The sequence below is a fragment of the Vreelandella sedimenti genome (genome assembly GCF_013416325.1).
GTDB lineage: Bacteria > Pseudomonadota > Gammaproteobacteria > Pseudomonadales > Halomonadaceae > Vreelandella > Vreelandella sedimenti.
On sequence record NZ_JACCGK010000020.1, the window covers coordinates 73251 to 100055 of the forward strand.

The 26805-nt window shown below is 53.9% G+C and carries 27 protein-coding genes; 3 read left to right on the plus strand and 24 right to left on the minus strand.

Annotation, left to right across the window (positions count from 1 at the left end):
* Window positions 1-107 precede the first annotated feature (107 nt).
* The gene (locus HZU72_RS19985; RefSeq protein ID WP_180095210.1) at window positions 108-1592 is read left to right on the plus strand and encodes an NCS2 family permease; all 1485 of its coding nucleotides are present in this window, start codon (window positions 108-110) and stop codon (window positions 1590-1592) included.
* On the opposite strand, the gene HZU72_RS19990 is transcribed toward HZU72_RS19985, so the two are convergent.
* The 3 genes from HZU72_RS19990 to HZU72_RS20000 form a co-directional block, all read right to left on the minus strand.
* Window positions 1589-2935, minus strand: a complete 1347-nt coding sequence (locus HZU72_RS19990; protein ID WP_235976190.1) for an MATE family efflux transporter — start codon at window positions 2933-2935, stop codon at window positions 1589-1591. The two genes, HZU72_RS19985 and HZU72_RS19990, sit on opposite strands and share 4 nt — an antisense overlap.
* An 81-nt stretch (window positions 2936-3016) precedes the next feature.
* On the minus strand, window positions 3017-3601 hold the full coding sequence (locus tag HZU72_RS19995; RefSeq protein WP_180095212.1) for a YceI family protein: 585 nt from the start codon (window positions 3599-3601) through the stop codon (window positions 3017-3019).
* A 108-nt stretch (window positions 3602-3709) separates the two neighbouring features.
* Window positions 3710-4267, minus strand: coding sequence for a cytochrome b (locus tag HZU72_RS20000; RefSeq protein WP_180095214.1), 558 nt, complete (start codon window positions 4265-4267; stop codon window positions 3710-3712).
* A 351-nt stretch (window positions 4268-4618) separates the two neighbouring features.
* Here HZU72_RS20000 and HZU72_RS20005 point away from each other — a divergent pair, with 351 nt between their 5' ends.
* The gene (locus tag HZU72_RS20005; RefSeq protein WP_180095216.1) at window positions 4619-4897 is read left to right on the plus strand and encodes a hypothetical protein; all 279 of its coding nucleotides are present in this window, start codon (window positions 4619-4621) and stop codon (window positions 4895-4897) included.
* A 114-nt stretch (window positions 4898-5011) separates the two neighbouring features.
* On the opposite strand, the gene HZU72_RS20010 is transcribed toward HZU72_RS20005, so the two are convergent.
* The 15 genes from HZU72_RS20010 to leuC all read right to left on the minus strand — a co-directional run bounded on the left by HZU72_RS20010 (window position 5012) and on the right by leuC (window position 22133).
* Window positions 5012-6223, minus strand: a complete 1212-nt coding sequence (locus HZU72_RS20010) for an O-succinylhomoserine sulfhydrylase (protein ID WP_180095218.1) — start codon at window positions 6221-6223, stop codon at window positions 5012-5014.
* 12 nt (window positions 6224-6235) lie between these two features.
* Entirely contained in the window at window positions 6236-7756 is a 1521-nt protein-coding gene (gene purF / locus HZU72_RS20015) for an amidophosphoribosyltransferase (RefSeq protein WP_180095220.1), read from the minus strand.
* 87 nt (window positions 7757-7843) lie between these two features.
* Window positions 7844-8419: a CvpA family protein gene (locus tag HZU72_RS20020; RefSeq protein ID WP_180095222.1), complete on the minus strand. Its 576-nt coding sequence runs from the start codon at window positions 8417-8419 to the stop codon at window positions 7844-7846.
* Between the two features lie 3 nt (window positions 8420-8422).
* Window positions 8423-9145, minus strand: a complete 723-nt coding sequence (locus tag HZU72_RS20025; RefSeq protein ID WP_180095225.1) for an SPOR domain-containing protein — start codon at window positions 9143-9145, stop codon at window positions 8423-8425.
* Entirely contained in the window at window positions 9132-10490 is a 1359-nt protein-coding gene (gene folC / locus HZU72_RS20030) for a bifunctional tetrahydrofolate synthase/dihydrofolate synthase (RefSeq protein WP_235976191.1), read from the minus strand. The genes HZU72_RS20025 and folC overlap by 14 nt, the downstream gene beginning before the upstream one ends.
* Window positions 10468-11487, minus strand: coding sequence for an acetyl-CoA carboxylase, carboxyltransferase subunit beta (accD, locus tag HZU72_RS20035; protein ID WP_180095227.1), 1020 nt, complete (start codon window positions 11485-11487; stop codon window positions 10468-10470). Before accD ends, folC begins: the two co-directional genes overlap by 23 nt.
* A 94-nt stretch (window positions 11488-11581) precedes the next feature.
* Window positions 11582-12385, minus strand: a complete 804-nt coding sequence (gene trpA, locus HZU72_RS20040) for a tryptophan synthase subunit alpha (RefSeq protein WP_009286954.1) — start codon at window positions 12383-12385, stop codon at window positions 11582-11584.
* Between the two features lie 24 nt (window positions 12386-12409).
* Complete coding sequence (gene trpB, locus HZU72_RS20045) at window positions 12410-13597, minus strand: tryptophan synthase subunit beta (RefSeq protein WP_180095288.1); 1188 nt, start codon at window positions 13595-13597, stop codon at window positions 12410-12412.
* Between the two features lie 190 nt (window positions 13598-13787).
* Window positions 13788-14426 carry a phosphoribosylanthranilate isomerase gene (locus tag HZU72_RS20050; RefSeq protein ID WP_180095229.1) on the minus strand — a complete coding sequence of 213 codons (639 nt, stop codon included), beginning with the start codon at window positions 14424-14426 and terminating at the stop codon, window positions 13788-13790.
* Window positions 14423-15361, minus strand: coding sequence for a tRNA pseudouridine(38-40) synthase TruA (truA, locus tag HZU72_RS20055; RefSeq protein WP_180095233.1), 939 nt, complete (start codon window positions 15359-15361; stop codon window positions 14423-14425). The genes HZU72_RS20050 and truA overlap by 4 nt, the downstream gene beginning before the upstream one ends.
* Window positions 15362-15370: 9 nt before the next feature.
* Window positions 15371-17287 carry a type IV pilus assembly protein FimV gene (locus HZU72_RS20060; protein WP_180095236.1) on the minus strand — a complete coding sequence of 639 codons (1917 nt, stop codon included), beginning with the start codon at window positions 17285-17287 and terminating at the stop codon, window positions 15371-15373.
* A 178-nt stretch (window positions 17288-17465) separates the two neighbouring features.
* Entirely contained in the window at window positions 17466-18578 is a 1113-nt protein-coding gene (gene asd, locus HZU72_RS20065) for an aspartate-semialdehyde dehydrogenase (protein ID WP_022523215.1), read from the minus strand.
* 273 nt (window positions 18579-18851) lie between these two features.
* Window positions 18852-19931 (minus strand): 3-isopropylmalate dehydrogenase, encoded by a 1080-nt coding sequence (leuB, locus tag HZU72_RS20070; RefSeq protein ID WP_180095239.1) that lies wholly within the window; start codon window positions 19929-19931, stop codon window positions 18852-18854.
* A 99-nt stretch (window positions 19932-20030) separates the two neighbouring features.
* On the minus strand, window positions 20031-20678 hold the full coding sequence (gene leuD / locus HZU72_RS20075; protein WP_180095242.1) for a 3-isopropylmalate dehydratase small subunit: 648 nt from the start codon (window positions 20676-20678) through the stop codon (window positions 20031-20033).
* Window positions 20679-20681: 3 nt separating this feature from the next.
* The gene (leuC, locus tag HZU72_RS20080; protein WP_180095245.1) at window positions 20682-22133 is read right to left on the minus strand and encodes a 3-isopropylmalate dehydratase large subunit; all 1452 of its coding nucleotides are present in this window, start codon (window positions 22131-22133) and stop codon (window positions 20682-20684) included.
* Window positions 22134-22291: 158 nt separating this feature from the next.
* On the opposite strand from leuC, the gene HZU72_RS20085 reads away from it, so the two are divergent.
* Window positions 22292-23206 carry a LysR family transcriptional regulator gene (locus tag HZU72_RS20085; protein WP_180095247.1) on the plus strand — a complete coding sequence of 305 codons (915 nt, stop codon included), beginning with the start codon at window positions 22292-22294 and terminating at the stop codon, window positions 23204-23206.
* A gap of 31 nt (window positions 23207-23237) precedes the next feature.
* Here HZU72_RS20085 and HZU72_RS20090 read toward each other — a convergent pair whose 3' ends face one another.
* From HZU72_RS20090 to HZU72_RS20115, 6 genes are all read right to left on the minus strand, one after another.
* A complete protein-coding gene (locus HZU72_RS20090; RefSeq protein ID WP_180095250.1) occupies window positions 23238-23693 on the minus strand; it encodes a GNAT family N-acetyltransferase in 456 nt (151 codons plus the stop codon).
* A gap of 252 nt (window positions 23694-23945) precedes the next feature.
* Window positions 23946-24512 carry a macro domain-containing protein gene (locus tag HZU72_RS20095; protein ID WP_180095253.1) on the minus strand — a complete coding sequence of 189 codons (567 nt, stop codon included), beginning with the start codon at window positions 24510-24512 and terminating at the stop codon, window positions 23946-23948.
* Window positions 24513-24669: 157 nt separating this feature from the next.
* Window positions 24670-25092: a GFA family protein gene (locus tag HZU72_RS20100; RefSeq protein WP_180095256.1), complete on the minus strand. Its 423-nt coding sequence runs from the start codon at window positions 25090-25092 to the stop codon at window positions 24670-24672.
* A 253-nt stretch (window positions 25093-25345) separates the two neighbouring features.
* Window positions 25346-25675 carry a DHCW motif cupin fold protein gene (locus HZU72_RS20105; RefSeq protein WP_180095258.1) on the minus strand — a complete coding sequence of 110 codons (330 nt, stop codon included), beginning with the start codon at window positions 25673-25675 and terminating at the stop codon, window positions 25346-25348.
* A 62-nt stretch (window positions 25676-25737) separates the two neighbouring features.
* Window positions 25738-26109 (minus strand): GFA family protein, encoded by a 372-nt coding sequence (locus HZU72_RS23915; RefSeq protein WP_328738025.1) that lies wholly within the window; start codon window positions 26107-26109, stop codon window positions 25738-25740.
* Window positions 26110-26304: 195 nt separating this feature from the next.
* Window positions 26305-26712: a hypothetical protein gene (locus HZU72_RS20115; RefSeq protein WP_180095264.1), complete on the minus strand. Its 408-nt coding sequence runs from the start codon at window positions 26710-26712 to the stop codon at window positions 26305-26307.
* Window positions 26713-26805: the final 93 nt, after the last annotated feature.

The window sequence follows — 26805 nt, forward strand, 5'->3', positions numbered from 1 at the left end:
TCCAGGCTTACCTGGGCGTTTTTGCGTCTTGACTCTTGACCGATTAGTCAATACTTCGGCACACTCAGCGTTGCCTTGTATACAACACACATAATCAAGAGGCCTACATGGCGGCTGCCAGCACCCACTATCCCTGGTACAAAAAAGAAGATACCGACGCGTTCTTCGCCTTGTTCCAAAACAATATTGCCAACTTTGTCATTATCGCCATCACCATGCTGGGCATGGGATTTCCCTCTTCCATTGTCTATGGCCAAGTGCTGCCGGGCGCGGCAGTAGCGGTAATGGTCGGTAATTTTTACTATGCGTGGAGCGCGACAAGGCTGGCCCGTAAGGAGAACCGCGCCGATGTAACTGCCCTCTCTTACGGTATCTCAACGCCGGTTATGTTTGTGTTTCTATTCGGCGTACTGCTACCCGCCAAACAGCTCACCGGTGATGCAGAAATGGCCTGGAAAGTAGCCGTCGCCGCCTGCTTTATTAGCGGCACCATCGAAGCCGCGATCAGCGTGATTGGCCGCTGGGTTCAATACCACCTGCCGCGTGCCGCCATGCTGGGCGCCGTTGCTGGTGTCGCACTGACGTTTATCGCCGGTGAAATGCTATTCAAAACACTGGAAATGCCGATTATTGGTCTACTGGTGCTAGCGATCATTGTTGTTGGGCTGGTCGCACGAGTGAGTATGCCGTTTAAACTCCCCACCTCACTATTCGCCATTATCGTCGGTACCACTATGGCCTATTTAATTGGCGACGCCGGCACCGAGCGCTTTAGCGATGCGTTCACACACTTGGGTTTTTATCCATTACTTCCCAACCTAGCTTGGTTTGAAGGGCTGGGATTACTGCTGACCAGTATGCTGGCGGTACTCACCGTGGTGCTGCCGATTACGCTCTATAACGCCATTGAGACGATGAATAACGTTGAGGCGATGGAGGCCGCAGGCGATAAGTACGATGTGCGGGAGTGTCAGGCGGTCGATGGCGCAGGCACCATGATTGGCGCGCTGTTTGGCGGCGTCTTTCCTACCACGGTCTATATTGCCACCGTGGGGGCCAAGTGGATGGGCGCAGGCCGGGGCTACAGCCTTCTCAACGGCGCCGTATATGCGCTGGCCACCATGTTTGGTTTAATCGCCGCCCTGGCCGCAATTATTCCAGTTTCAGTGGTCGCACCGATTTTGGTCTTTGTCGGTATGTCGATGATTGCCACCGCGTTTCAAGCCAACGACACGCGCTACTACCCAGCCGTGGCGTTGGCCATGCTGCCCTACTTCGCCAACTACGTGATGACACGCTTTAACCGCGGGGCTGGAGAAGTCGTCACCGACATATCCAGTGCCATTGTTGTGATGGGCCAAGGGGCTATGTTTATGGCCATTCTGCTGGGCGCAATGACGGTCTCGGTAATTGATCACCAGTTCCGACGCGCGGCCGTCTTTGCCGCCATTGCCGCTGGCTTTTCCTTCGTCGGACTAATGCACTCCCCCGAGCTGTCACTCAATGCTGCCCCAGAGTTCGTGATGGGCTATTTGGGCATGGCGTTGCTGTTTATCTACTTCTCCTTTCAAGAAGCTGGGCGCCTGCGTTAATTAACGAATCCCGCCTGCCGATGCGGGCGGGAAAGAATGCGTCGCATGACCTGCCACGCCATCAAGCCCGCCAACAGGTTGCCTACGGCAGCGCCCGCCGCAAGTCCCCACCAACCGAAGAACTGTGAACCCAACCACAGGAAGGGTAAATAGCAGATAAACAGCCGTGCGCTGGATAGCAGCATCGCTCGCAGCGGCCAACCTAGGGCATTTCCTGCCGAAACCACTAACATACAAACGCCCAACGCTGCGTAGCTAGGCAGCAGAAAGCGAATCAGCAGAGTCAGCTCGTTTTGTACCTCTGGATTGCCCGCTAAGGCCATGGCCAGCCAGGGAGCTCCCAGGGCCAATACAACGCCAAGGCTTAGCTGCCAGACCAACGCGACCTTTACCGCCAAGCGCATAAGCTGCTGAATCTGCCCCCAATCTCCGGCCCCGTAGCAGCGCCCTAACCACGGCGGCAGCGACATGGTCATGGCCAGAATGACCATCAGGGAAAGCGTTTCCAAACGGCTCGCCAACCCCCAGGCCGCTACTTCACTTTCCCCCAGGCCCGCCACCACTGAGATTGCCAACATCGCCGCCAAGGGCGGCATTAGTTGGCTGACCATTGCGGGGGCGGCAATGCCTGTAAACGGCCGCCACGACTGTTTCGCCTCTAGCCACAATCCTAGCTGCGATGCCCATTGGCGTTTGAGCAGTTTACGTGTAGTAACCAACAGACCCACTGAGAAGGCAATTGCAGTTGCCCAGGCTGCGCCAGGCAATCCCCAGCCCTCCCAATCGCCTACCCCAAAGATGAGCAAAGGGTCGAGCACAAGATTAACAAGGCTGCTCAGCACCATCATTTTGCCCGGCAAACGGGTATCCCCATGGGCGCGAAATACGCTATAGCTAAAATAGAGCAGCGCCCCTAGCCACGCAGATAACAGCTGAGGCCCCCAGTAGATGTAGATATACGAAAGAGTGGTTGCGTCCGCACCCAGCAGGCGAAAAATGGGCACATGAAATAGCCACAATATGATCGCCAATAGACCGATCACGCCACCGCCTGCCATTAACACCAAACTGCTTAAGCGCCTCGCCCGCTCACCTTCCCCAGCGCCTAGCGCCCGGGAAATAAGCGCGGCAATGGCAATACCCATACCCACTTGAATGCCGATAATCAGAAATGACAGCGGAAAGGTGAACGACTGTGCCGCTAGCTGTGCGGTACCTAATCGGGCAATGAAGGCGCTATCAACAAGTTGAAAACCCAATAGCGCCAACACCCCGATGGCCATCGGCCACGTTTGCCGCCATAGGGTTATCGCCAACTCGCGTTGCTGCATCACAATTGCCAAGCCAACTCTCCTTTTATTCGCCTTAAACGCAAAAACGCCACCACCCCTAACGGGATGATGGCGCTTAACTAAAAGTACTCTTTACTGACGAATACCTTCAAACGTGACGTATAGCTCAAGCTCATGCATGGATTCAGGGAAATCGCTCATGTCGATTCCGTAATCACTCAACGTCAGCGTAGTGCTGCCTTCGAACCCAGCACGGTAATTACCCCAAGGGTCATCGCCCTCACCCATCAGTGTAACCGGCATTTCAATCTCTTGGGTTTCGCCATGCAGGGTCAGATCACCCGTCAGGACGCCTTCATCATCACCCGTTGACTCAAAGCCTGTTGAGGTAAAGGTAGCGGTCGGGAATTCGCTGGCGTTGAGAAAGTCGCTACTCAGAATGTGGCGATCACGCTCAGCGTGGTTACTGGTCAGGCTATCCACCTGCACTTCGATTTCAGCAGAAGATGCATCGAGATCTTCAGGATCGTAGGCAAACTGACCCTCAAACTCTTCAAAGCTGCCAAGAATGTAGGAGAAACCCAGGTGTGAAATTTTAAACTGGACAAAAGCGTGCTGTCCTTCGGTATCAATCTGATAATCAGCAGCCTGCGCTTGGCTCAAAGGTACGAGCGCTACAGCGGCAATCGCGGATGCAAATGCTGTCTTCTTGAACATATTGAATTGCTCCTTGCTTTACTTAATAGGCACCGCGGGCAGTCAATTATCTTACCCGCAGTGTTTAGAAAAACGTGTATACAGACAACGTCATTAACTTGGTGCGTTTTAATTGCCAACTCGGCTATGCGCTGGGTTTAGCATGCGTACCAAGGTTTTATGCCGACTTAACCAATGGTGCTTAACAGCAGCAAGGGCGTGTCCCGCTGCCATGATCATCAATGCCAGGGCGCTGTACCAGTGTACGGTGCCCGCAAGGCTTGCCTGATTGGGCAAGTCATATAGCAACGCCGGCACCTCAAACCAACCAAACACACTGATGCCACGTCCATCGGCGGTAGAGATCAAGTAACCGCTCACCATAACCACTAATACAAGAACATAGAGGGCAATATGACCGAGATGTGCCGCAATAGTTTCTAAACGGCTGCCCTCGGCGTGGGGTGTCGGCTGGACGAAGCGCCATACCAAACGTGCAAAGGTTGCAAACAGCAGCAAGATACCAATCGAGCGATGCACCCAAGGCCCCTGATTATACCAAGGGTCATAATAGCCTAGGTCAGTCATCCACCAGCCCAGTGCAAACAGACCAATAATGGTCAGCGCGCTTAGCCAATGAAACAGAATACTAATCAATCCCCAACCGTTGCGACTGTTACGCCACATTGTGCTATTCCTCATTTTATCTATGGCTGCTTCAACTTAGCCAACGCGCTTATCAGAGCTTGAATTACGCGATTCGCCCACGACCAGAACCTTACCGCTAGAAGCTAATGAAAACCGCTGAAAAAAGCAGAATATTTCATTCGTAAAAACCATTGATTAACCTGATAACAATTTTTCACAGTTCGCCTTTCTAAAAGTAAAAGCCAATCCATTCTACAAAATCGAACAAATAAAGCAAATTTAATCAATTTTATCATTTTGTTTGCGCGCTTACTATTGACGCATGTCCTACAAGACATCCAGAAATGACCGAAAAACGGTACATAAACTTTCTATTAGAGAGCGCCAATCATGAAAAAAATGACCCTTATCACCGCTATTGCCATGACATTGACTTCTACTGCCGTTCTAGCTGAACAAGGATCTGGCGAGCTTAACCAGATTATTCAGCCTAGCTCTTCAGCGAATCACGGCACTGAAAACGTGTACCTGACACCGGCTGATTTGCCCTTGGTCAACGGCGATGCAAAAAGCAACACCGTTGTTGCTCCGAGCTCTCACAACAATCACTCTTCCAGCAATGAAGACCAGATTGCGCTGTCAGATCTGCCTCACCGCAACGCTTCTTGAAACAAATAAGGGCACTGTCTTTGCACAGCATATGACCCATTAGGTTTCAAAAGTACGAAAAACCCACCTTCAAAAGGTGGGTTTTCGTTACTGTGCAGGATTGCTTAACATTTACTAGCCAGCCAGAACATCCAGGCCACGAGCAAGATCGCGCTGGATATCCTGCTGACTTTCAAGCCCTACCGCCACGCGGATCAGCCCTGGCACAATACCCGCCGCTTCTTTCTGGGCATCGGACAGACGCCCATGAGTAGTGGTGGCCGGATGAGTAATGGTGGATTTAACGTCACCCAAATTCCCTGTTATCGAAAGCATTCGGGTTGCATCAATCACCTGCCACGCACCCTCTTGCCCACCTTTCACTTCAAAACCGAGCACCGCGCCAAACCCTTTCTGCTGCTGTTTGGCCAAAGCATGCTGGGGATGATCTTCAAGGCCACTATAAAACACATGCTTAACCGCCGGATGTGCATCCAGCCAACGCGCCAGGGTCAAGGCGTTTTCACAGTGGGCTTTCATACGCAGCGACAGGGTTTCCAGGCCCTTGGTAAAAATCCACGCATTGAAGGGGCTCAGGCAAGGCCCGCAGGTTCGCACCACGCCGAACACTTCCTCAAGCAGCACATGACTACCTACCACGGCACCACCGACTGCACGGCCTTGTCCGTCTAAATACTTGGTCGCTGAGTGAATTACCAAGTCAGCACCTAACGCCAAGGGCTGCTGAAGTGCCGGGGTAAGGAAGCAGTTATCTATCGCCAGTAGCGCATCGTGACGTTTTGCCAACGCTGACAGGGACGGAATATCGGCAATTTCTGACAGCGGATTCGAGGGTGTTTCGGCAAACAGTAGCCGCGTTTTAGGGGTAATTGCCGCTTCCCAGGCTGAGACGTTGGAAAGCTCCACATAGCGCGTGGTAATACCCAACTTACCTAGATACTTATCGAACAGACTAACCGTCGAGCCAAATAGCGAACGGGAGGCCACAATCTCATCCCCTGCGGAAAGTAACGCCAGCGCAGTGGAGAGAATAGCGGACATACCCGAGCTGGTGGCCACACAACGCTCGCCACCCTCAAGGGCCGCCAGGCGGCGCTCAAAGGTATGCACGGTCGGGTTGGTAAAGCGCGAGTAGACGTTGCCCGGCTCCTGCCCACCAAATTTACGCGCCGCTTCTGCGGCGCTTTCATAGACAAAGCTTGAGGTCGGAAAAATAGGCTCCGAGTGCTCCTGCTCGAAGGTGCGCTGATGGCCCGCACGGATAGCCAGCGTCTCTAATGACCACTCATCCTGGTGACCGTCTTCCTGGTGATTATCATCATGCATAAGACTTCTCTCCTAATCGTCCAGGTCATCGTCCTGATTGTGCATATCGACCAGGGCATGATCGCCAGCGCTTTGATCTTTGGCGGAATCATTACGGCTAGCTTCCAAGGCGGCCAGGTAGGCGTCGTCGATATCACCAGTCACGTAATTGCCGTCAAACACCGAGCAATCAAACTCTTCCATTTCCGGGTTCACTTCGCGGCAGGCCGCTTTTAGATCTTCCAGATTCTGATAGAAGATACGGTCAGCGCCAATCAAATCCCCTACTTCCTCTTCGCTGCGTCCATGAGCAATCAGCTCAGACGCTGCAGGCATATCGATGCCATACACGTTGGGGAAACGTACCGGGGGCGCCGCTGACGCAAAATAGACCTTGCGTGCCCCGGCATCGCGGGCCATTTGAATGATCTGCTTACAGGTCGTGCCGCGCACAATGGAGTCGTCCACCAGCAAAACGTTTTTGCCTTTAAACTCAACGTCTATAGCATTGAGCTTTTGGCGTACCGATTTTTTACGCTGAGTTTGCCCCGGCATAATAAAGGTACGGCCAATATAGCGGTTCTTCATGAACCCTTCGCGGTAGGTCACCCCGAGGTGCTGCGCCATTTCAAGAGCGGAGGTACGCGACGTATCAGGGATCGGGATGACCACGTCGATATCGTGATCCGGCCACTCGTTGAGAATGCGATCCCCCAGCTTGCGCCCCATCTGCATACGGGTGCCGTAAACATAGGCGCCGTCCAACAGCGAATCGGGACGCGCTAGATAAACGTGCTCAAAGATACACGAACGTAGCTCGGGGCGGTCAGCGCATACCTGGGTGTGAATATTGCCTTCAATGTCGACAAAGATGGCTTCGCCAGGCGATAAGTCACGCTCCAGTTCAAAACCGCCCACATCCAAGGCGACGGATTCGGAGGCGATCATCACCGCCTGCCCGCTCTCCTCTTCGCGGGTACCAAATACCACGGGGCGAATACCGAAGGGGTCGCGGAACGCCACCATGCCAAAGCCGTTAATAATCGCGACAGCGGCATAACCACCCTTACAGCGACGGTGAACACGGCGAACGGCGTCGAAGATATCTTCGGCTTCCAGGTGCAAACCCTGCTTGCCCAGCTCGTGAGCGAAGACGTTGAGCAGTACTTCAGAATCGGAGCTGGTGTTAATATGACGCAGATCGGTAGAGAACAGCTCCTGCTTTAACTGCTCAGAGTTGGTCAGGTTGCCGTTATGCGCCAGTGCAATACCATAAGGAGAGTTAACATAGAACGGCTGTGACTCAGCTTCACTTGAAGAACCTGCCGTCGGGTAACGCACGTGACCAATGCCTAGATTACCTTTTAGGCGGGCCATATGACGGGTGTGAAACACATCACGTACCAAGCCGTTACTCTTGCGCAGTAAGAAGCGTCCCTCGCTCCATGTCATCATGCCGGCAGCGTCCTGGCCACGATGCTGAAGTACGGTCAGGGCATCGTAGATTCCCTGATTTACCGCCTGCTTGCCCAGAAGGCCCACTATACCGCACATTCACGTTACCTCACTTAATGCCATGGCTTACCTAAGTCACATACCTAAGAAAGCCCGAACGTTCGTAGAATCGACTTCAGTAGCAGGTCAATCACCTGCCGGGATAACCTCACGCTCCGTCGCACTAGGCAGACGCAGCTCAGGTAGAGATATGTCGCGCAGCGACGATGGCGCCTCCGGCAGCTCACGATCCCACTGATCTAATTGGCTCACCGCCCAATCGCGCAGTTGAATAAAGGTCGATCGCAGCTCGGCTTGTTGCCATGCCTGCAGTTCCGCCAGCGGCGTGAGGGTAATCAGCACGGTAGCAATAAGCAAAATAACCGCCCCACGAGCAACACCAAAAGCCGCCCCCGCCACACGGTTCAAAAGCCCCATGCCTACCCACTCAATCGCCGCATGCACCAAGCGAATGACTATGCCGCAAAGCAAAATAACGGCAAAGATCACCAGTATAAAAGCGAGCACTAGGCGGGCATCAAAGCTATCGATAAACCCGCTCATCAGTTCGGCCACCGGTTCGGCGAGTACTCGGGCAACCATTAAGGCAACGACCCAGGCGGCCAAACCCAATGCCTCGCGAACAAATCCCCGGACGAATCCGGCTAGCATTGATAGCGCCAGCACGGCCAAGAACACCGCATCAATCCAGGTTAATGCCATCGTTTAGTCTCTTACCCGAACAAGCAGGCCCTGCACATTGGCCCGCTCTTTAATCGAGGACATGGCAGACTCCCCCTCCTCAGAAGTGGCATAAGGGCCCACAAAGACGGTGGTCATATTGTTATCGCGCTCACGCTGATAAACAGTAAACCCTTCACCCGAAAGCTGCTCGCTAAGGCGCTGCGCATTACCGGGCTCTCCAAAGCTGCCGACTTGCACCGCCCACTCTCCCTGAGCGCTTGCTGAGGGGGTGGGTGAGCTAGATGAGGAGCTTTGCGATGAACGTTGTGAAGAGCCCTGTGAAGAGCCTTCACTGCTGCTTTGACCGCTGCCACTATTGCTGGCAATCAGGTCAGCAATAGGGTCGCTATCGGAGGTCGCCGGCCCTTCATCCGGTTCACTGGATCCCGCCGCTTCGGGACTGGAGGGCGACTGATTAGAAGCAGCAATTTGATCGGTTTCCGGCAACCTCGGATCGACATCGATAGGCACATCGCCCTCTTCATTACGAGGCGATGACGATAGCGATGGCTCGCCGATGGTTGAAGGCCTTTCCGGTGCAGGAACGTCACGGCGCTCCACTTCAACGGGTTGCTCGATCACAAAGTTCGGCTGGGGACGTTCTTCCCTTGGTGCGGGGTCGCTCATTAGCCACGGCACAAAGATCGCCAGTAGCGCGAGTAGAATCACAATACCGCTAATGCGTTCCGTTTTACCGTATTTCATTTCCGTCTCCATCAAGCGACGCAGCGCCTGTTGGCAGTGGCCGAGCTAACAGTGCCGCTACTGTAAAGAACGACCCGGTGGCCAAGACACGATCATTGGGCGTTAACACCTGAGCCAGCCAATCGACGCCTACTTGCGGCGAATCAGCACTAAAATGCACCCGCCCTCCCTGAGCTATAATACGTTGCGACAACTCGCTTGCCTGGCAACCTCGCTCCCCGCTCAGCGACACGCACACCCAATCACTAATGCGAGACGCTAACGCCTGTATGACACCGTCTATATCCTTATCATTCAACATGCCAATTAGGCCCCACTGCCGACCACCTTCCGGAGGTTGCGGCAAATGGCGAACAACATACTCGGCAGCATGAGGATTATGACCTACATCCAGGCACCAAGGCCCTACCCATTGCAGCCGCCCCGGCAACTGAACAGACCTCAACGCAGTTTGCACGAGCACTGTTTCCAACCCAAGCCCTGCAAGCACAAGCGCCTGCAAGGCCGTGGCGGCGTTATCGATAGGCAGCCCCGGCTCGGGAAGTTCGTCAATCACAATGCGTTGACCATCCGGATGCTGTCCCTGCCAGCGCCATCGAGAAGGCTCAGAGGCCATCGCCTGATGGGCAAATTGCTGGCCCAAACAAAACATAGGCGCCGCTAGCACCTGGGCACATTCAGCGACACTGGAAGGTAACGTTTGGCTACCGAGCACGGCAGGACGATTGGCACGAAAAATACCGGCTTTTTCACGTCCAATCTGAGCTAAATCGGTGCCTAAAAAGTTAGCGTGATCCTGAGCAATAGTGGTAACAATGGCCACGTCCGCATCAATAATATTGACCGCATCAAGTCGACCACCCAGTCCCACCTCTAGTACCGCAAGATCAAGCGTTGCATTGGACAAGCACCACAGACCGCACAGTGTCCCCGCTTCAAAATAGGTCAGACTGATTTCACTGCCCTGCAATCGCGCCTGCTCAACCTGCTCAAAGCCTTGCACCAGCAGTTGGTCGTCGGCTTCCTGGCCGTCGATTTTAACGCGTTCGTTGTAGCGCAATAAATGAGGAGAAGTGTAGGTACCCACTCGCCAACCATGGGCACGGGCAACGCTATCAATCATGGCAAGGGTTGAGCCCTTGCCGTTGGTGCCTGCTACCGTAATAACGCGGGGGGCGATGGGGCTTGAAAGCAGCCCCATCCGTTTAGCCACCTGCGAGACCCGCTCCAGGCCCATATCAATCCCTACCGGATGCAGTGTTTCCAAATGCTGGAGCCACTGTTGCAAAGAGTAGAGCGGCACAGAAGGTGTCTGTAGAGAGTCAGGCATTGCGCGAATGGTCATCACTCTTAACGAAAGTGGTGTCCTTCTGAGGCGCCTCAACTTTCTCAAACGTGACGTCAGCGGTTTCCGCCAAGGTATCTTCCTCAACGATAGGCTCAACGACCTCAGCATCATCAGGATTGATCGAACTCACCGGCGTTGCGTCATGGTGGGTTAACTTACGCAGCACACTACCCACGCGGGCACGCATTTCATGTCGATGAAGAATCATGTCGACGGTACCGTGTTCAAGCAGAAACTCGCTGCGCTGGAACCCTTCTGGCAAGGTTTCACGCACCGTTTGCTCGATGACCCTGGGGCCTGCAAAACCAATCAAGGCATTGGGTTCGGCAATATTCAAGTCACCCAACATGGCTAGTGAGGCTGAAACACCGCCAAAGACGGGATCTGTGAGCACAGAAATATACGGCACACCCGCTTGTTTGAGCTTTTCAAGCGCGGCGGATGTTTTAGCCATCTGCATCAAAGAGAAGAGCGCTTCCTGCATGCGTGCACCACCGGAAGCGGCAAAGCACACCAGCGGGATGTTTTCTTCCAGCGCCAAGGAAGCGGCCCGAACAAATTTCTCGCCGACCACTGCCCCCATTGAGCCGCCCATAAAGGTGAACTCAAAGGCAACGGCAACGACCGGAAGACCATCCAACTCACCGCGCATAGCGACCAGCGCATCTTTCTCGCCAGTATCTTTTTGCGCCGCGGTCAGGCGGTCTTTGTATTTTTTAGAGTCGCGAAACTTCAACCGATCATTGGGTTCGATTTCCGCCGCGATCTCTTCGCGTCCTGCTTTATCCAAGAACCAGTCCAAGCGTTTGCGTGCCGTCAAGCGCAGATGGTGATCGCACTTGGGACAGACGCTGTTATGTTTCTCTAGCTCAGGGAGGTAGAGAACCGCTTCGCACTTGGGACATTTACGCCAGAGGCCGTCGGGCACGCTAGCGCGACGGTCTTTACGCTGGATGCGACCCATGGAGGGTACGATCTTGTCTAACCAGCTCATATCAAAAAGGCTTCCGTTATACGTCAACGCCTGGCAGAACCAGGCTCGATGAGTGTCGTGAATCTATTCAGTATAGGCGATAAAGCAATTCGCTTTAGGCATCCATCGCCGTACGCATCTCTGCTAATACACTTTTCAACTGGCCCGCAATGGTTTCCGGCGCATCGACACTTTCAGCGATGCGATTAACCAAAGCGCTACCTACAATCACACCATCGGCGACTTTAGCTACTTCAGCGGCCGTCACACCATCGCGGATGCCGAAACCAACACATAGCGGCAAATCGGTCATTCCCCGCAGCGGCGCCAAATGCTCGGCCACATCGTCTGCGTTCAGGGTGGCGGCACCGGTCACGCCTTTCAGCGAAACGTAGTAGAGGTAGCCCTCGCCATGGGCGCATATTGTAGCGGCACGCTGGTTAGAAGTGGTAGGCGCAACCAAAAAAATCGCCGCTAAATCCCGCGATTTCAGCAGCGGCCCAATCTCTTCGGCCTCTTCAGGCGGCATATCTACAATCAGCACACCGTCAACGCCCACGCTGGCAGCTTGATCGGCAAAGTTTTCGTAGCCAATTCGCTCAATCGGATTCAAGTAGCCCATCAACACAACCGGTGTCGTGGTATCGGTTTGGCGGAACTCTTTGACCATCTGCATAAGGTCGACCAGCCGTGTGCCCTGCTTTAACGCACGCTCACAGGCTTTTTGAATGACCGGGCCATCCGCCATGGGGTCGGAAAAAGGCACGCCTAGCTCAATCACATCGGCACCTGCTTCCACCAGAGCATGCATAAAACCAACGGTGTACTGAGGTGCTGGATCACCTGCGGTGATGTAAGGGATCAGGGCCTTGCGGCCCTGCTGCTTAAGTTCACTGAAACGCTGATCAATACGGTTCATGCTCGCCCTTAAAAAAAGCTGACCTTAAAATTCGATGCCATCAACCTTAGCAACGGTCATGATGTCTTTGTCGCCACGCCCGGAGAGGTTAACCACGATATGCTGGTCAGGACGCATGGTAGGCGCCAACACCTTGGCATGGGCCAGCGCATGGGCCGACTCAAGGGCCGGCATAATGCCCTCCATGTGGGTCAGCTCGCGAAACGCTTCGAGCACTTCCTTATCGTTAGCGGCCACATAGGAAACCCGCCCCACGTCTTTCCAAAGCGCGTGTTCGGGGCCTACGCCAGGGTAATCCAGGCCAGCTGAAATGGAGTGCGTATCCGACACCTGCCCGGCTTCATCTGACATTAAGTAGGTGCGATTACCGTGGAGCACGCCGCGCGGCGCATTGGATGCCAGCGGTGCTGCGTGGCGGCCGGTTTCGACGCCATCGCCACCGGCCTCCACGCCATACATAGCCACGTCGTCATCTTCCACAAAGGGATAGAACAGACCCAAGGCGTTAGAGCCACCGCCCACACAGGCAATCAGTGCGTCAGGTAGACGGCCGATTTGCTCAAGCGACTGGCGGCGCGCTTCACGCCCTACCACCGCGTTGAAATCGCGCACCAGCAGCGGATAAGGGTGCGGGCCCGCCACGGTACCGATGATATAGAAGGTGTTGTCAACGTTGGTGACCCAGTCACGCAGCGCTTCGTTCATGGCATCTTTGAGAGTGCGGGTACCGGACTCTACCGGAATGACCCGAGCGCCCAATAGGCGCATACGGTAAACGTTTAGCTTTTGGCGCTGTACGTCTTCAGCCCCCATATACACGTCACACTCAAGCCCTAGGCGAGCGGCCACAGTCGCCGAGGCAACGCCATGCTGGCCCGCCCCGGTTTCAGCGATAATACGTGGCTTGCCGGTTTTTTTGGCCAGCAGTGCCTGACCAATGGTGTTGTTTACCTTGTGAGCACCGGTATGATTCAGATCTTCCCGCTTCAACCAAATCTGCGCCCCCCCAAGACTCGCTGACCAGCGTTTAGCGTGGTAGAGCGGCGATGGACGTCCCACATAGTGGGCAAGATCGTAGTCAAACTCGGCCTGAAAGTCGGGATCATCACGCAGGCTTAAGTACGTTTTCTCCAACTCTTCCAACGCAAAGCTCAGGGTTTCTGACACAAACCGACCACCGTAAGGGCCAAAATGACCACGGGCATCCGGCATTCGGGTCAAATCACTGAACTTGGTTTTGGGTGTAGGCGTCGCAGAAACAGTCACAGGGATACCTCACAAGATCGCCAGAGCAGGCAAACAATAAATGAATCGACGTAAACACGTAGCTCGATAAAATACCCATAAGCAATACGCATAAATTACACAAAAACTAGGCTTACATAAACTTATCCGGGAAACGCTAGCGGGTGTCGGCTAACGCCACATGACGCACGAAAGACGCCATCTTGTCAGCATCTTTACAGCCGTGAGAGACTTCAATACCGCCGGACACATCCACTGCATAAGGCGCTACCTGACGCACTGCGTCAGCAATGTTATCAGCACTCAACCCACCGGCGAGGATAACAGGTTTTGCAAGATTTGCGGGGATTCTAGACCAATCAAAGGTCTCCCCCGTGCCCCCCGGTGTCCCCGGTCGATACGCGTCTAGCAGTAACGCCTGAGCGTGATGATAGCGCTCTGCCTCATGGGTAAGATCTATCTCATCGCGCATGCGCAGCGCTTTCATCCAGGGTAGCGAAAAGCGCTGGCACTCAACGGGCGTTTCATTGCCATGAAATTGAAGCATATCGAGATAGGGCAAGCACTGCTCAATGAGCTCAGCAGGCTGGTCAACAAACAGCCCCACGCGGGTCACAAAGGCAGGCACGCGGGCAGAGAGCGCCGCCAGTTGTTCGACATTCACGCTGCGCGCACTTTTTGGCCAAATCACGAAACCCAAGGCATCCACGCCCAGCGCCACGGCGAGGTCAATATCCTCACCACGCGTAAAACCACAGAACTTGATTCGGGTGCGGGTTTGCGGGGAAGCACTCATGGCGACGCCTCCTGTTCAGGGGTAGCTGCCGGGTTACGCAACGAGCGATTGCGTCGATAGGCTACCCGTGGCGTATCAGGAAGCTCGCGCTCTCCCGTCCACTCTCCAGTAAATGTGAGCAGATGCGGCCCCAACGGCTCTTTAGGCAAATCAAAGCGCTCATCGTAGACCGAATCGACAAAATGCAGCCCGCAGGCGGGTGCCGTTACATCCCCTTTGCGACGGTTTTTAAGCGCTAAAAGTTCACCAATATAAGCTTCATCTTGGGCACCGCGTCCGACGCTCACCAGCGCCCCGGCAATGTTGCGAATCATGTGGTGTAAGAACGCGTTGCCTTGAATATCGATCATCACCAACTGGCCATAGCGCTTTACGTCCACAAAGTGCATATGTCGCCAGGGGGTTTTGGACTGACACCCAGCGGCACGGAAGCTGGAAAAATCGTGCTCGCCTACCAGCGCCTGGGCGGCCCGGTGCATGACATCGGCGTCTAACGGGTCACGGCACCAGGTCACATTGGCACGCTCCAATACCGGGCGGCTGATCTGGTTCAACAGCACGTAGCGGTAGCGGCGACCCAGGGCGCATAGGCGTGAATGAAAGTCATCGCCCACTGGCTTCACCCAGCGTACAGCAACGTCGCGGGGCAAATGGGTATTAGCGCCAAAGATCCAGGCTTTTTCGGAGCGCCCTACCGGCGGGTCAAAATGGACGATCTGACGGGTCGCATGCACCCCCGAATCGGTGCGCCCACTGGCACTTACCCTGATAGTCTCATTGGCCACTTTGGACAGCGCATCCTCTAACGATGCCTGAACCGATGCGGCATGGTTTAAGCGCTGAAAACCGCAATAGCGGGTACCGTCGTACTCGATACCCATTGCCAAGCGGCCGGTAAGCGGAATTTTCTCATCGAAGTGATAGAACAGCGTCATCAAGCCACATCATTTTGAAGATTTTGAAGGATCGCTATTATCCAGGCCTCGCGGCTTGAATGCTACCTCTTCAATTTCCCATTCCTCTTCAACTGGCCTAGGTGGCTGTTCCGCGGGAGGCACCGGTTCGGCATGTGACTCGCTGGAGAACTCTACCGTAGGCTGCATGGGGGTTTCGGTACGCAGGCCGCCCTGACTGTTTAAAGTGCGGCTAGAAGTACTGTTTAAGATCGGCGGGTGGTAATCGATAAAGCGATGGCCTGGATTCTCCGCTGTTTCAGAAGGCTTGTCGGTTTGCTGCACATGAGCATTCGCAGCCGCAGGCTCAGAGGCAGGAATAACGGCACGGATTGAAGCCAGCAGTTGGCTCCTGGGCATAGAACTCGGCGGTGGTGCTAAAGAGACATTTTCAGAACTGTCAGCGGCAACAGCATTTAGCCCTAACCATCGCTTGCGCCCCTGCTTAGCGAGTCCTGATGCCTGACTTTTTTCATAGTTTAGTGTGTCGTCTTGCGATGGCGTCTGCCCTTGATCGTCGACCAGCCATTGATCGGTATCTAATGTCGGCGTAGCGTTAGCGGCAGGAGCATCGTGCTCAGCCTTGGGTTCTACGCGAGGCTGAGCTGCTGGCTTAACCACAGGTTCAGCCAGCGGAAAATCTTTCCAGGTCTCCTTTCGGCGCTTACGTAACCATACCAACAGCGCTAACAGCAGTGTGATGGAGGCCAAAGCTAACGGCCACTGGTAGCGCTCAATTAAGCCAGCCGCACCCGGGCTATTCGTCTCATCCATGCTAGCAATGAGTGGCGCTGAAGGTTGCTCTTGAGCAGCCAACGTATCGCTTAGCGCCTGCATTAACGAGGCAACCCCGCCACGCAGTTCGTCAAGTTCTGAGCGCATCAATTCACGCTCTTCGAGAATCTGCTGTAATGTCGCTTGGCTTAGGCGCAGTTGCTCGGTCAGCTCCGAACGCGTTAACTCTTCAGGCTGGTCGGCTTCTTCAACCCCGGCTTGATCGACTGCTTCTAATCCGACCGATTCAAGACCACCAGCGGCGAGCGCGCTATCAGGATTATTCGGTTCGTTAGCCGGTAGCGCTTGGGCGGCTATCAGGATATCAGAAACAGACGTGGCGGCTTCAACCTTCGGTAACGCCACTGTTTGCAATAAGCCATTGCGGCGGTGCTGCCAGGCTTCATTCATCGCTTTGATAGCAGCATCGGCATCACCGTGAGAGCGCGCCAGAATGCGTTCAGTATTAGGCACCCGCAGCGTTAGCCCTGCACGCATGTCATTTATGTTGCCCGATGGAAAGACCTCAGAGTTGGCCTCCCGCAGCGCCACCATCATCTGCTGTACGCTCACCTCGTCAGGTTTAATACGCTCGGCAACGCTCCATAGAGTATCGCCGCTCCCCACATAGGCACTCGATGGCGGCGTCGAAATAGGCTGAGCAACCGGGGGCGTGACGACACTGCTTACAGATGACGAGCTGGGGGCAGCATTTTGAGCAAGCGCTTGATCCTGAGCATAGCTTGGGGGATCAAACAGTAGGGTTATGTCACGAAACTGTTGCCCGTCTGGCAACTCAACCGTTAACAGCAAATCAAGCCAGGGCTCCTGAACCGTTTTATCCGAACTTAAGCGTACCTTTCGGCGCCCCTGCTGCTCTTGTTGAATCTGGACGCGCACGCTGGCCGCTAATGGCGTCCATTCAAGGCCTGCTGAGGCAAAGGCTGGTGGCTCGGCAACGCTGATATGAATCTCTTCGAGGGCGTAATCACTGCTTTCGAGCAGAGGGATCGAAGCATCTAAAGGCGCATCCAGATATGAGCTGACACTCGCCTGCCCAAAACCAACGGCCAGCGCAATCGGACTTACTACACTCAACGAGAGCCATGTAATCCATGCCAGTGATTTTTTCATGAATGTTCCCTGATCACCTACTTACTTTTAGCGGCTGATGCCAAATAATTTTACTAAGTCTTTTTGTCATAACTTAACGAAATAACGGCGTTATTCCCACTATCAAGATGACTAGCCGCAAAAAAACGGGAAGCTGCGAACAGCTTCCCGTTTTCGACTGGCGTACAACAATAAACAATTACTGTTCGCGAAGAATCTTCAACATACGCTTCAGCGGCTCTGCGGCGCCCCACAGCAATTGGTCACCCACGCTAAATGCCGAGAGGTATTCGCCGCCCATTTGCAGTTTACGCAGGCGCCCAACCGGCACTTGTAGCGTGCCAGTGGCAGCCGCAGGCGTTAGGCCAGCAATGGTGGCGTCTTTATCGTTAGGAATCAGTTTGACCCACTCGTTGTGCTTGGCGATACGATCTTCGATCTCATCCAACGGCACATCGTGCTTTAGCTTGATAGTGAATGCCTGGCTGTGCGAGCGCATCGCACCGATACGCACACATAGGCCATCGATGGGGATCGGATTGTTGTCGAGCCCGAGAATCTTATTGGTCTCAACGCTGCCCTTCCACTCTTCGCGGCTCTGGCCGTTGTCCAGCTTAGTATCGATCCATGGCAGCAGGCTACCCGCCAGCGGCGCGGCAAAGTTATCGGTCGGAAAGTCACCGCTGCGCATGGCAGCCGTTACTTTGCGGTCGATATCCAGAATCGCGCTTGACGGATCTTTTAGCTCTTCGCCGACGCTGTCGCGCAGTTGGCCCATTTGGTTGAGCAGCTCACGCATGTGCTTAGCGCCCGAACCAGAAGCCGCCTGGTAGGTCATGGAGGTCATCCACTCGACCATATCGGCTTCAAATAGACCGCCCAAGCCCATCAGCATTAGGCTCACGGTACAGTTGCCGCCCACAAAGGTTTTGGCGCCCTTGGCTAGCTGGTCGTCGATAACCTTGCGGTTAACCGGATCCAGCACGATCGTCGCTTCATCTTCCATACGCAGCGTGCTGGCTGCGTCAATCCAGTAGCCTTTCCAGCCTGCACTGCGAAGGTCTTTATAGACCGGCTTGGTGTAGTCACCGCCCTGACAGGTGACAACAACATCCAACGCTTTTAGCGCTTCAATATCAAAGGCATCTTTCAGCGGAGGTACGTCGACACCGATGTCGGGGCCGGGCTGGCCTACCTGGGAGGTGGTGAAGAACACCGGCTCGATGCCGTTGAAATCACCATCTTCCTGCATGCGCTGCATCAGCACTGAGCCCACCATGCCGCGCCATCCCACGAAACCGACTTTCAACATATGAAGTCCTCCTGCAAAGAATGAGTACTCACATTATACACACTTCTTTACGGTGATTTTGAAGCCGCACTGAACGGCTAATGTTAATGGCGGAACAAACAAAGGCGCCGGGGATAGGTCGTAGGGGGGGGGCATTTGCCATGGCCGTGAAATGCGTCCATGCAATCACGGCATTTCCGCCATCCATGGCGGTCAGTGGCAAATGTAGCGCCCAGGGAGGGGTTTACAGCGCCCCCTCGTAGACCTATCGCCGGAGTAGCCCGACGACTTTACTCACTGCTTAGCAAACGCCGCTAGCACCGCATCGCCCATGGCATCGGTACCAATGGTCTGCATACCTTCAGAGGCAATATCTGCAGTGCGCAGACCGTCATCCAGCACGCTGCCGACGGCGGCTTCAATACGCTCCGCCATGGCATTTTCACCCAACGAATAACGCAGCATCATGGCTACCGAAAGCATCATGGCCAGTGGGTTAGCTACATTCTGACCGGCGATATCCGGCGCGCTACCGTGGCATGGCTCGTACATGCCCTGCCCGCTTTCATTTAGCGAAGCAGAAGGCAGCATACCGATGGAGCCGGTCAGCATAGCGGCAGCGTCAGAGAGAATGTCGCCAAACATATTGCCAGTCACCACCACGTCAAACTGCTTGGGTGAGCGCACTAGCTGCATGGCGGCGTTATCGACGTACATATGGGAAAGCTCGACGTCCGGGTATTCCGGCGCTAAACGCTCCATCACTTCACGCCACAAGATGGTCACTTCCAGCACGTTAGCTTTATCTACCGAGCAAAGCTTCTTGCCACGCTTCTGGGCCATTTCAAACGCGACGCGGCCAATACGCTCAATTTCGCTTTCAGAATAGATATAGGTGTTAAAACCGACCCGCTCGCCGTTTCGTACTTCAATGCCACGAGGCTGGCCGAAGTAGATACCGCCGGTGAGTTCGCGGACGATCATAATATCTAGACCGGCCACCAGTTCCGGCTTCAGGCTAGAGGCGCTGGCCAACTGCGGGTAGAGCATTGCCGGGCGCAGATTGCCAAACAATCCAAGGTTTTTACGCAGCCCCAGCAGGCCTTTTTCAGGACGCTTGGAGAGGTCTTCAATTTTGTCCCACTTGGGGCCACCCACGGCACCCAGCAAAATAGCGCTAGCGGCTTTGGCTTTCTCCAAAGTTTCCGCGGGCAGCGGCTCGCCGTGAACATCGTAGGCGGAGCCGCCCACCAAACCTTCATCCACTTCAATATCCAAGCCCGCTTCTTGGCACGCCTTTAACAAACGTGCCGCCTGGGCAGCAATCTCGGGGCCAATACCGTCACCCGGCAGCAGTAATACCTTATGAGTCATGCTGAATCCTTAACATGTTATCGAGCGACTTTGGCCGCTTTGCGCATTGCAATGGGGTTGCAACGCGCTATCAAGCTTACTGTGAAAACTGGAAAGCGTTTAGGCAGACTGCCGGAACAGCCAGGGGCGCGCAGTTTTATGCTTCTGCTCAAAAGCACGAATGGCGTCTTCGTCTTTTAGCGTCAGACCAATATCGTCCAATCCTTCAAGCAGACAGTGCTTGCGAAACTCATCCACTTCAAACTCTAAAATCTCACCGCTCGGGGCAATGACCCGCTGATTCTCTAAGTCCACATCCAACTGGTAGCCTTCATTGGCTTCCACCTCGGCAAACAGGCGATCGATCACATCTTCCGGGAAGGTAATCAGCAAAATGCCGTTCTTGAACGAGTTATTGTAGAAGATATCGGCAAAGCTAGGCGCAATCACTACCTTGAAACCGAAATCTTCCAGCGCCCAAGGCGCGTGTTCACGCGAACTGCCACAGCCAAAGTTGCGCCGAGCAAGTAGTACTTCCGCGCCTTTGAAGCGCGGCTGGTTCAAGACAAAATCAGGGTTCAGCGGGCGCTGTGAGCAGTCTTGCCCAGGCTGGCCTTCATCCAAGTAACGCAGTTCGTCAAACAGGTTAACGCCAAAGCCAGTGCGCTTGATCGACTTCAAAAACTGCTTCGGGATGATCAAATCGGTGTCGACGTTGGCGCGGTCAAGGGGCGCTACCACGCCTTCAAAACGTTCAAATTTTTTCATGGTTTAAGCCTCCTGAGCGTGAGTGGCGTCGTTAGCGGGCAAGCTGCGAACATCGACAAAGTGACCGGCAATCGCCGCTGCCGCTGCCATGGCCGGGCTGACCAGGTGCGTGCGGCCACCGTAGCCCTGGCGCCCTTCAAAGTTGCGGTTAGAAGTAGACGCGCAGTGTTCACCGGCCCCCAGTTTATCCGCGTTCATAGCCAAACACATGGAGCAGCCCGGCTCTCGCCACTCAAAGCCTGCTTCAATAAAGATCTTATCCAGACCTTCCGCTTCAGCTTGGCGCTTCACCAAGCCAGAACCCGGCACCACCATGGCCAACTTGATGGAATCAGCTACCTTGTTGCCCTTGGCGACTTTGGCGGCTTCGCGTAAATCTTCAATACGCGAGTTGGTGCAGGAGCCGATAAAGATTTTATCCAACTTGATATCAGTGATTTTCTGATTGGCGTGAAGACCCATGTACTCTAAGGCACGAGTGTGGCTGCGCTGAACGGTTTCATCCAGCGCAGCGCTAGGATCGGGCACTTGGCCGGAAATACCGGTGACCATTTCCGGGCTGGTGCCCCAGCTCACCTGTGGCTCGATCTCTTCAGCCTGCAAAGTAACCACTTTATCGAACTCGGCATCGACGTCAGAAACCAGATTGCGCCAATCTGCCACGGCGGCTTCCCACTGCTCTGCGGTAGGCGCAAAGGGGCGCTTGGCCAGGTAATCGATAGTGGTCTCGTCAACGGCGATCAAACCAACCCGAGCGCCCGCTTCAATGGCCATGTTGCACACGGTCATGCGCCCTTCCATTGAGAGCGAAGCAATTGCGCTACCAGCAAACTCAATGGCATAACCAGTGCCGCCAGCGGTGCCAATCTTGCCGATAATAGCCAACACCACATCTTTTGCTGTTACGCCCAGGCCCAGCGTTCCTTCCACGCGCACCTGCATGTTCTTCATTTTTTGCGCCAGCAAGCACTGGGTCGCCATGACGTGCTCAACTTCCGAAGTACCAATCCCGTGAGCCAAAGCGCCAAAGGCACCGTGAGTCGCGGTGTGAGAGTCGCCACACACCACGGTCATTCCTGGCAGCGTTGCGCCCTGTTCGGGGCCAACTACGTGCACAATGCCCTGGCGCGGGTCGTTGATTTTGAACTCTTCGATGCCGTACTCAAGGCAGTTATCATCCAGGGTTTGCACCTGAATCAGCGACACCGGGTCTTTAATACCGCTGTTGCCCTCGGCGCGCTCTTTAATGGTCGTCGGCACGTTATGGTCAGGCGTGGCCAAGTTGGCATCTAGACGCCACGGCTTACGATTAGCTAAACGCAGGCCTTCAAACGCTTGAGGCGAAGTCACCTCGTGAAGCAGCTGGCGGTCGATGTAGATCAACGCGGTGCCGTCGTCACGCTGCTTTACCAAGTGCTGATTCCAAAGTTTGTCGTAAAGGGTTTGACCTGACATATGGCTCTCCTGGGCGGTGCCCTGCTAGTTCAGTATGGCAGCCTCTTCGTGCTGCTTATATGGCGATATCACGAGTGTTACGCGACTCGCGCATAAAAGCAATTCATGTTATTCATAGATTAGATTCCAAAAAGGAATACTTATTCAAGGATTCGTAAGTGGATACCCAAAGCCTACAAGCCTTTCTGGCTGTCGCCGATACGCAAAGTTTCTCCCGCGCGGCAGAGCAGCTTTATCTTACCCAGCCCGCCGTTAGCAAACGCATCGCTACCTTGGAGTCTCAGGTAGGTGCACGGCTGTTTGACCGCATTGGTCGGCGTATTGCGCTAACCGAAGCCGGTAATGTCTTACTGCCCCAAGCGAGGCGCATCCTGTTTACCGTTGAGGACAGCCGCCGGGCACTAGCCAACCTTTCTGGCCAAGTGGGCGGCAGGCTTACCCTGGCCACCAGTCACCATATTGGCCTACACCGCTTACCACCACTATTAAAGCAGTACACCCAGCGCCATCCGGAAGTCGAACTCGACCTACACTTTCTGGATTCTGAGCAGGCTTACCAGGGGGTGCTGGATGGCACTTTGGAAATGGCGGTGGTGACTCTCGCCCCCCATCCTCATGAACAGCTGCAGGTCGTAGAGCTTTGGCGTGATCGGCTCTGTTTTACCTGTGCGATTGACCACCCGCTCGCCTCTCACGCAAAAAACCAGGCACATACTGACCAAGGTGCATTATCACTCTCTGCACTATGTGATTTTAACTGCATCATGCCAGGGGCAAAAACCTTTACTGGCTCGCTAATTGCGCAACGCTTTGCAGAGGCAAGTCTACAATTGCCCGTTAGCATGGCGACCAACTATTTAGAAACACTGAAAATGATGTGTAGCGTAGGATTAGGCTGGAGCCTGCTGCCGGAAAAGATGATCGATAGCGAGCTCGTAGAGCTTGAAGTGGACACTGCCCCCATCCACCGTCCGTTAGGGTATTTAGTGCATACCAATCGAACGCTCTCCAATGCAGCGCGCCGGATGATCGAAGAGCTGGAAAATACGCGAAGTAAGACCCCATCACCCTAGCGCCTGGTAAGCCTTGAGCTTACCCATAGCGTTAGGAAGCGCCACGATACTCTAGAATCTCATCACCGTTCTCTAACACTTGACCGATAGGCTCCCAGCCCAATCGACGGTAAAAACCATGGGCACGAACAGCAGAGTTACTATCAGCAGCCAGCCACACTGGATTTTTGCCACTTTGGAGTAACTTAGCGACCACCTTGCCGAGTAGCTGCTTGCCCACCCCTAGACCTTCAAAAGCTGGCAACACTGCCAGGACTAACACCTTACCAGTGGAGATCTGCCCGGTACAGAAGCCAACCACTTTCTCATGGCTCACACATACCCATCCATAAAGGTCACCCGACTCAAACCCTTCGACGCTACTAGCATGGGTAATACCTAGTTGAGCCAATCTAGTTCTGGAAATAGGATTTTCACGTGTTTTACTGCGTACATCGAAAAGCTCGTCTACATCGTCACAACGTGTCTCTCTAAAGCACAACGACATACGCAAGTACCTTGAACGAATACACCGTACTTAGGCCCACTTCCTCAAGAGGAAGAAGCGCTGTTATGAGCGCTCTTGCGAGACTTGGAAATAGCTAAACAGACAATGCCAAGCACAATAAACGAGGGGCTAATCGACCAAAGCGTCGTCAAATGAGTGGTTAGGCCAGCTATAAGCCATGTGATCCCGTTGGCGAGAAAAAAGAAGCCGAGGGTTAGAAGGCATTTGAGCGTGCTCAATGTGATGCTCCTTTTAGAACTTAGAGCCTATCACCACCAATGGCGGATCGATGGTTAAGCGTTGAGCCAGAGCTTGGTGGAAGGTATGCCGGGCGGCTTCGTCGAACAGCACAAAGCGGATGAGGCGCACTTTATGCAAGCTGGGCAGTATGGCTTCGAGGGTAGCCGCACACACCTGAGCGGCTTCTTCCGCCGGGTAGCCGAAAGCACCGGTAGACAGTGCCGGGCAAGCAAGCCGCTCTATACCGTGCTCATCGGCCAGTTTCAGCGCATTGCGGTAACACTCCGCCAGCAGTTGATCCTCCGGCTTGTCGACGCCGTATACCGGTCCCAGGCAGTGAATCACCCAGCGGTTGGGCAGATTATGACCGCCGGTGAGTACCGCTTGGCCCAGCTTGATGGGCGCCATTGACTGCCCCTCTTCGGCCAGGCCAGGCCCAGCAGCGCGATGAAGCGCCCCGGCAACGCCCCCACCGGTTCTCAATTGTGCATTGGCGGCATTAACCACGGCATCTACATCGGATTGTCGAGCGATATCGCCCACCACGCACTGCACGCTGATTCTGCTCTTGTCGCTCATAAGCTCCCCGTCGATTACCACGCATTACGTAGCGCCGCTGATGAAGGCACTCCTTGCCAAGTGCTGCCAGTTATAACCCTCATTTTGGCAAACCCAAGCTCCGGTTCAAGCCAGCATTAGTAAGAGATCGGAAGTTTGTGCACCATGAGCTGAGCCTCTACTGCTCCCCAAATTGGGCAAACACTTCTTCCCCGGTCAGCTGCTTGGTTTTTTCTGCTAGTGAATAGTAGGTGGGCTTTTGGTCGATAAATATCTGTTCGGTTATTTTCCAATCATCCGCGCTATCAAGAAGGCCTACGGGAAGCGCGTAATGCCCACCCTGCTTTAAGCGATAGAAGAGGTGGGTGCCACACTGTTGGCAGAAACCACGCTCTGCCCACTCTGAGGAACTGAAGGTAGTTATATGCTCCGAGCCGTTAAAGTCCACATCACCGGCAAACTCCACCGCAAACAGCGGCCCCCCACCCCACTTTCTACACATCGAGCAGTGACAAACGCCGACATGGTTGCTTTTGGTGGTAACGGCGATGCTGACAATCCCGCAAAGGCAAGCCCCATGAAGCTCTGTGTTGGTTACCATGTGTCTCTCCTTCAGTTCTACAGCGCTTAGATCGTGTTTAACCGTCAAAAGCCAAAATAGCTACGAGGTTTTTTAGCAACCTTGACCAAGATAGCTCAAAATGAATCCCTCAATACAGGCCTCGATTTGAGTGAGCTGTTAGTCATCACTGGCCAATAATCATCTGAAGCCTACTGGCGAGTAGCCGCACGATCAGCTTTACAGGAAGCGACTTATAAGCAGGCGGAACAGTTGGAAGAGTGCTTATGGGATGCTAGTCGACAACGAACAACTTAGCTCCCTGCTCCGTCGAAGAACGATGAAGTTCGGCATTGTCGGCCACTTGATAGCTCGAACCAGGCGTGAGAACAAAGCAACGACCATCGTCTAGCTCAGTATGCAGCTCACCTTCGAGGCAGAGCAATATGTGCCCTTTAGCACACCAATGATCCGCCAGATAGCCAGGACTGTACTCAACCATACGAACCCGGATATCCCCGAAATTTCGAGTCCTCCAATAAGCAACGCCGTGTTCTCCGGTGTGTTCAATCCTCTCAACTTCAGACCAATCCGTGACCCCGAAAGGTAAATCTGTAATGTTCAAATTACTTCTCGATAAGCACTTAACGGAGCTTGAGCTGCGCAGGAGCCAGTGCGAAGCGCTGGTTAGATTGCACTTTGTTTCACTTTTGGCATCAGGTGAAGCATATAATCTTTTTTACCGACCGGCACTCCGACACTGCGCAATATTGAGTAAGTCGTGACCAGGCGCTTGTGTTCGGGCTCATGGGTGATTGAAGTGCAGCGTAAATTGCGCCGCTGCAGCCGATTAATGTGCGCCGAGCCACATTCAGGACGTGTGAATAGCCAGCTCATGCAATGCCCACAAAAAAAGTGGCATGTATTACCGTGAAGCCCTCCGATAACGGGCACTCCAGTTGTAATCGAAAAGGCAGCGCTTGAAAATAGCGAACTAAGGCTAAACGCGCTTGAAGTCATTTGCTGACAGCCTGTGCAGTGACAAGCCATTGTGATCATGGGCTTTGCGCCAACCTCAAACTCAACCTGCCCGCAACGACACCGACCTTTAATATTATGAGGCGCACTGTTCACCAAATCCTATCCCCAAGTTTAATATTTTAGAGCCTTATCCGTCCATTAGCCTGGGTATGACGGCAAGACACTCAGCGCGGTGGCTACGGAATAAATGATAAGTCGCCGTGGCAGGCATTGTTATAACTCAACACTCGTAACCACCGTTTTTCTTAAATTTTTGAAGCCCGTTCTTTCGTACTCAAGAATCCAATTTGTTTCAAGCGTAATTGGCAGACTATCAATCTGAATCTCACCAAATACGATTTTAATTACATCCACCGGATTGTGAGCTGCAAAGAAATATATAGAACCCTCTATATAGCCAAACACCGGATTTATCGGAAATGTAAACTGCTTGCCCTTAAGATCTGCCGGATTTACGGGAATACGAACAGAGTCGAGGCGAATAAATGTGTCTACAGTTTCAGAATACCCATCTAGGCTCAATTCAAAGTGTACGACACTAATCTCAATAGAAGCGTTTCCGGCTACTCCCTGAAGCTTGGCCTTCGTGAACTCAATTTTCTGTATTGGAAAACATTCCATGCTTTACTCTGAGTTATAGCTTTAAAACGAAGCAGCGCGTCCCATGCGTCCGCCTTCAGTGATTTGATACTCATTGAGCCTTCTCCCCCAGCT

Coding starts and splice junctions, on each gene's coding strand:
- HZU72_RS19985 (WP_180095210.1), top strand. CDS start 108: ATGGCGGCTGCCAGCACCCACTATCCCTGGTACAAAAAAGAAGATACC.
- HZU72_RS19995 (WP_180095212.1), bottom strand. CDS start 3,601: ATGTTCAAGAAGACAGCATTTGCATCCGCGATTGCCGCTGTAGCGCTC.
- HZU72_RS20000 (WP_180095214.1), bottom strand. CDS start 4,267: ATGTGGCGTAACAGTCGCAACGGTTGGGGATTGATTAGTATTCTGTTT.
- HZU72_RS20005 (WP_180095216.1), top strand. CDS start 4,619: ATGAAAAAAATGACCCTTATCACCGCTATTGCCATGACATTGACTTCT.
- HZU72_RS20010 (WP_180095218.1), bottom strand. CDS start 6,223: ATGCATGATGATAATCACCAGGAAGACGGTCACCAGGATGAGTGGTCA.
- purF (WP_180095220.1), bottom strand. CDS start 7,756: ATGTGCGGTATAGTGGGCCTTCTGGGCAAGCAGGCGGTAAATCAGGGA.
- HZU72_RS20020 (WP_180095222.1), bottom strand. CDS start 8,419: ATGGCATTAACCTGGATTGATGCGGTGTTCTTGGCCGTGCTGGCGCTA.
- HZU72_RS20025 (WP_180095225.1), bottom strand. CDS start 9,145: ATGAAATACGGTAAAACGGAACGCATTAGCGGTATTGTGATTCTACTC.
- folC (WP_235976191.1), bottom strand. CDS start 10,490: ATGACCATTCGCGCAATGCCTGACTCTCTACAGACACCTTCTGTGCCG.
- accD (WP_180095227.1), bottom strand. CDS start 11,487: ATGAGCTGGTTAGACAAGATCGTACCCTCCATGGGTCGCATCCAGCGT.
- trpA (WP_009286954.1), bottom strand. CDS start 12,385: ATGAACCGTATTGATCAGCGTTTCAGTGAACTTAAGCAGCAGGGCCGC.
- trpB (WP_180095288.1), bottom strand. CDS start 13,597: ATGCCGGATGCCCGTGGTCATTTTGGCCCTTACGGTGGTCGGTTTGTG.
- HZU72_RS20050 (WP_180095229.1), bottom strand. CDS start 14,426: ATGAGTGCTTCCCCGCAAACCCGCACCCGAATCAAGTTCTGTGGTTTT.
- truA (WP_180095233.1), bottom strand. CDS start 15,361: ATGACGCTGTTCTATCACTTCGATGAGAAAATTCCGCTTACCGGCCGC.
- HZU72_RS20060 (WP_180095236.1), bottom strand. CDS start 17,287: ATGAAAAAATCACTGGCATGGATTACATGGCTCTCGTTGAGTGTAGTA.
- asd (WP_022523215.1), bottom strand. CDS start 18,578: ATGTTGAAAGTCGGTTTCGTGGGATGGCGCGGCATGGTGGGCTCAGTG.
- leuB (WP_180095239.1), bottom strand. CDS start 19,931: ATGACTCATAAGGTATTACTGCTGCCGGGTGACGGTATTGGCCCCGAG.
- leuD (WP_180095242.1), bottom strand. CDS start 20,678: ATGAAAAAATTTGAACGTTTTGAAGGCGTGGTAGCGCCCCTTGACCGC.
- leuC (WP_180095245.1), bottom strand. CDS start 22,133: ATGTCAGGTCAAACCCTTTACGACAAACTTTGGAATCAGCACTTGGTA.
- HZU72_RS20090 (WP_180095250.1), bottom strand. CDS start 23,693: ATGTCGTTGTGCTTTAGAGAGACACGTTGTGACGATGTAGACGAGCTT.
- HZU72_RS20095 (WP_180095253.1), bottom strand. CDS start 24,512: ATGAGCGACAAGAGCAGAATCAGCGTGCAGTGCGTGGTGGGCGATATC.
- HZU72_RS20100 (WP_180095256.1), bottom strand. CDS start 25,092: ATGGTAACCAACACAGAGCTTCATGGGGCTTGCCTTTGCGGGATTGTC.
- HZU72_RS23915 (WP_328738025.1), bottom strand. CDS start 26,109: ATGATCACAATGGCTTGTCACTGCACAGGCTGTCAGCAAATGACTTCA.
- HZU72_RS20115 (WP_180095264.1), bottom strand. CDS start 26,712: ATGGAATGTTTTCCAATACAGAAAATTGAGTTCACGAAGGCCAAGCTT.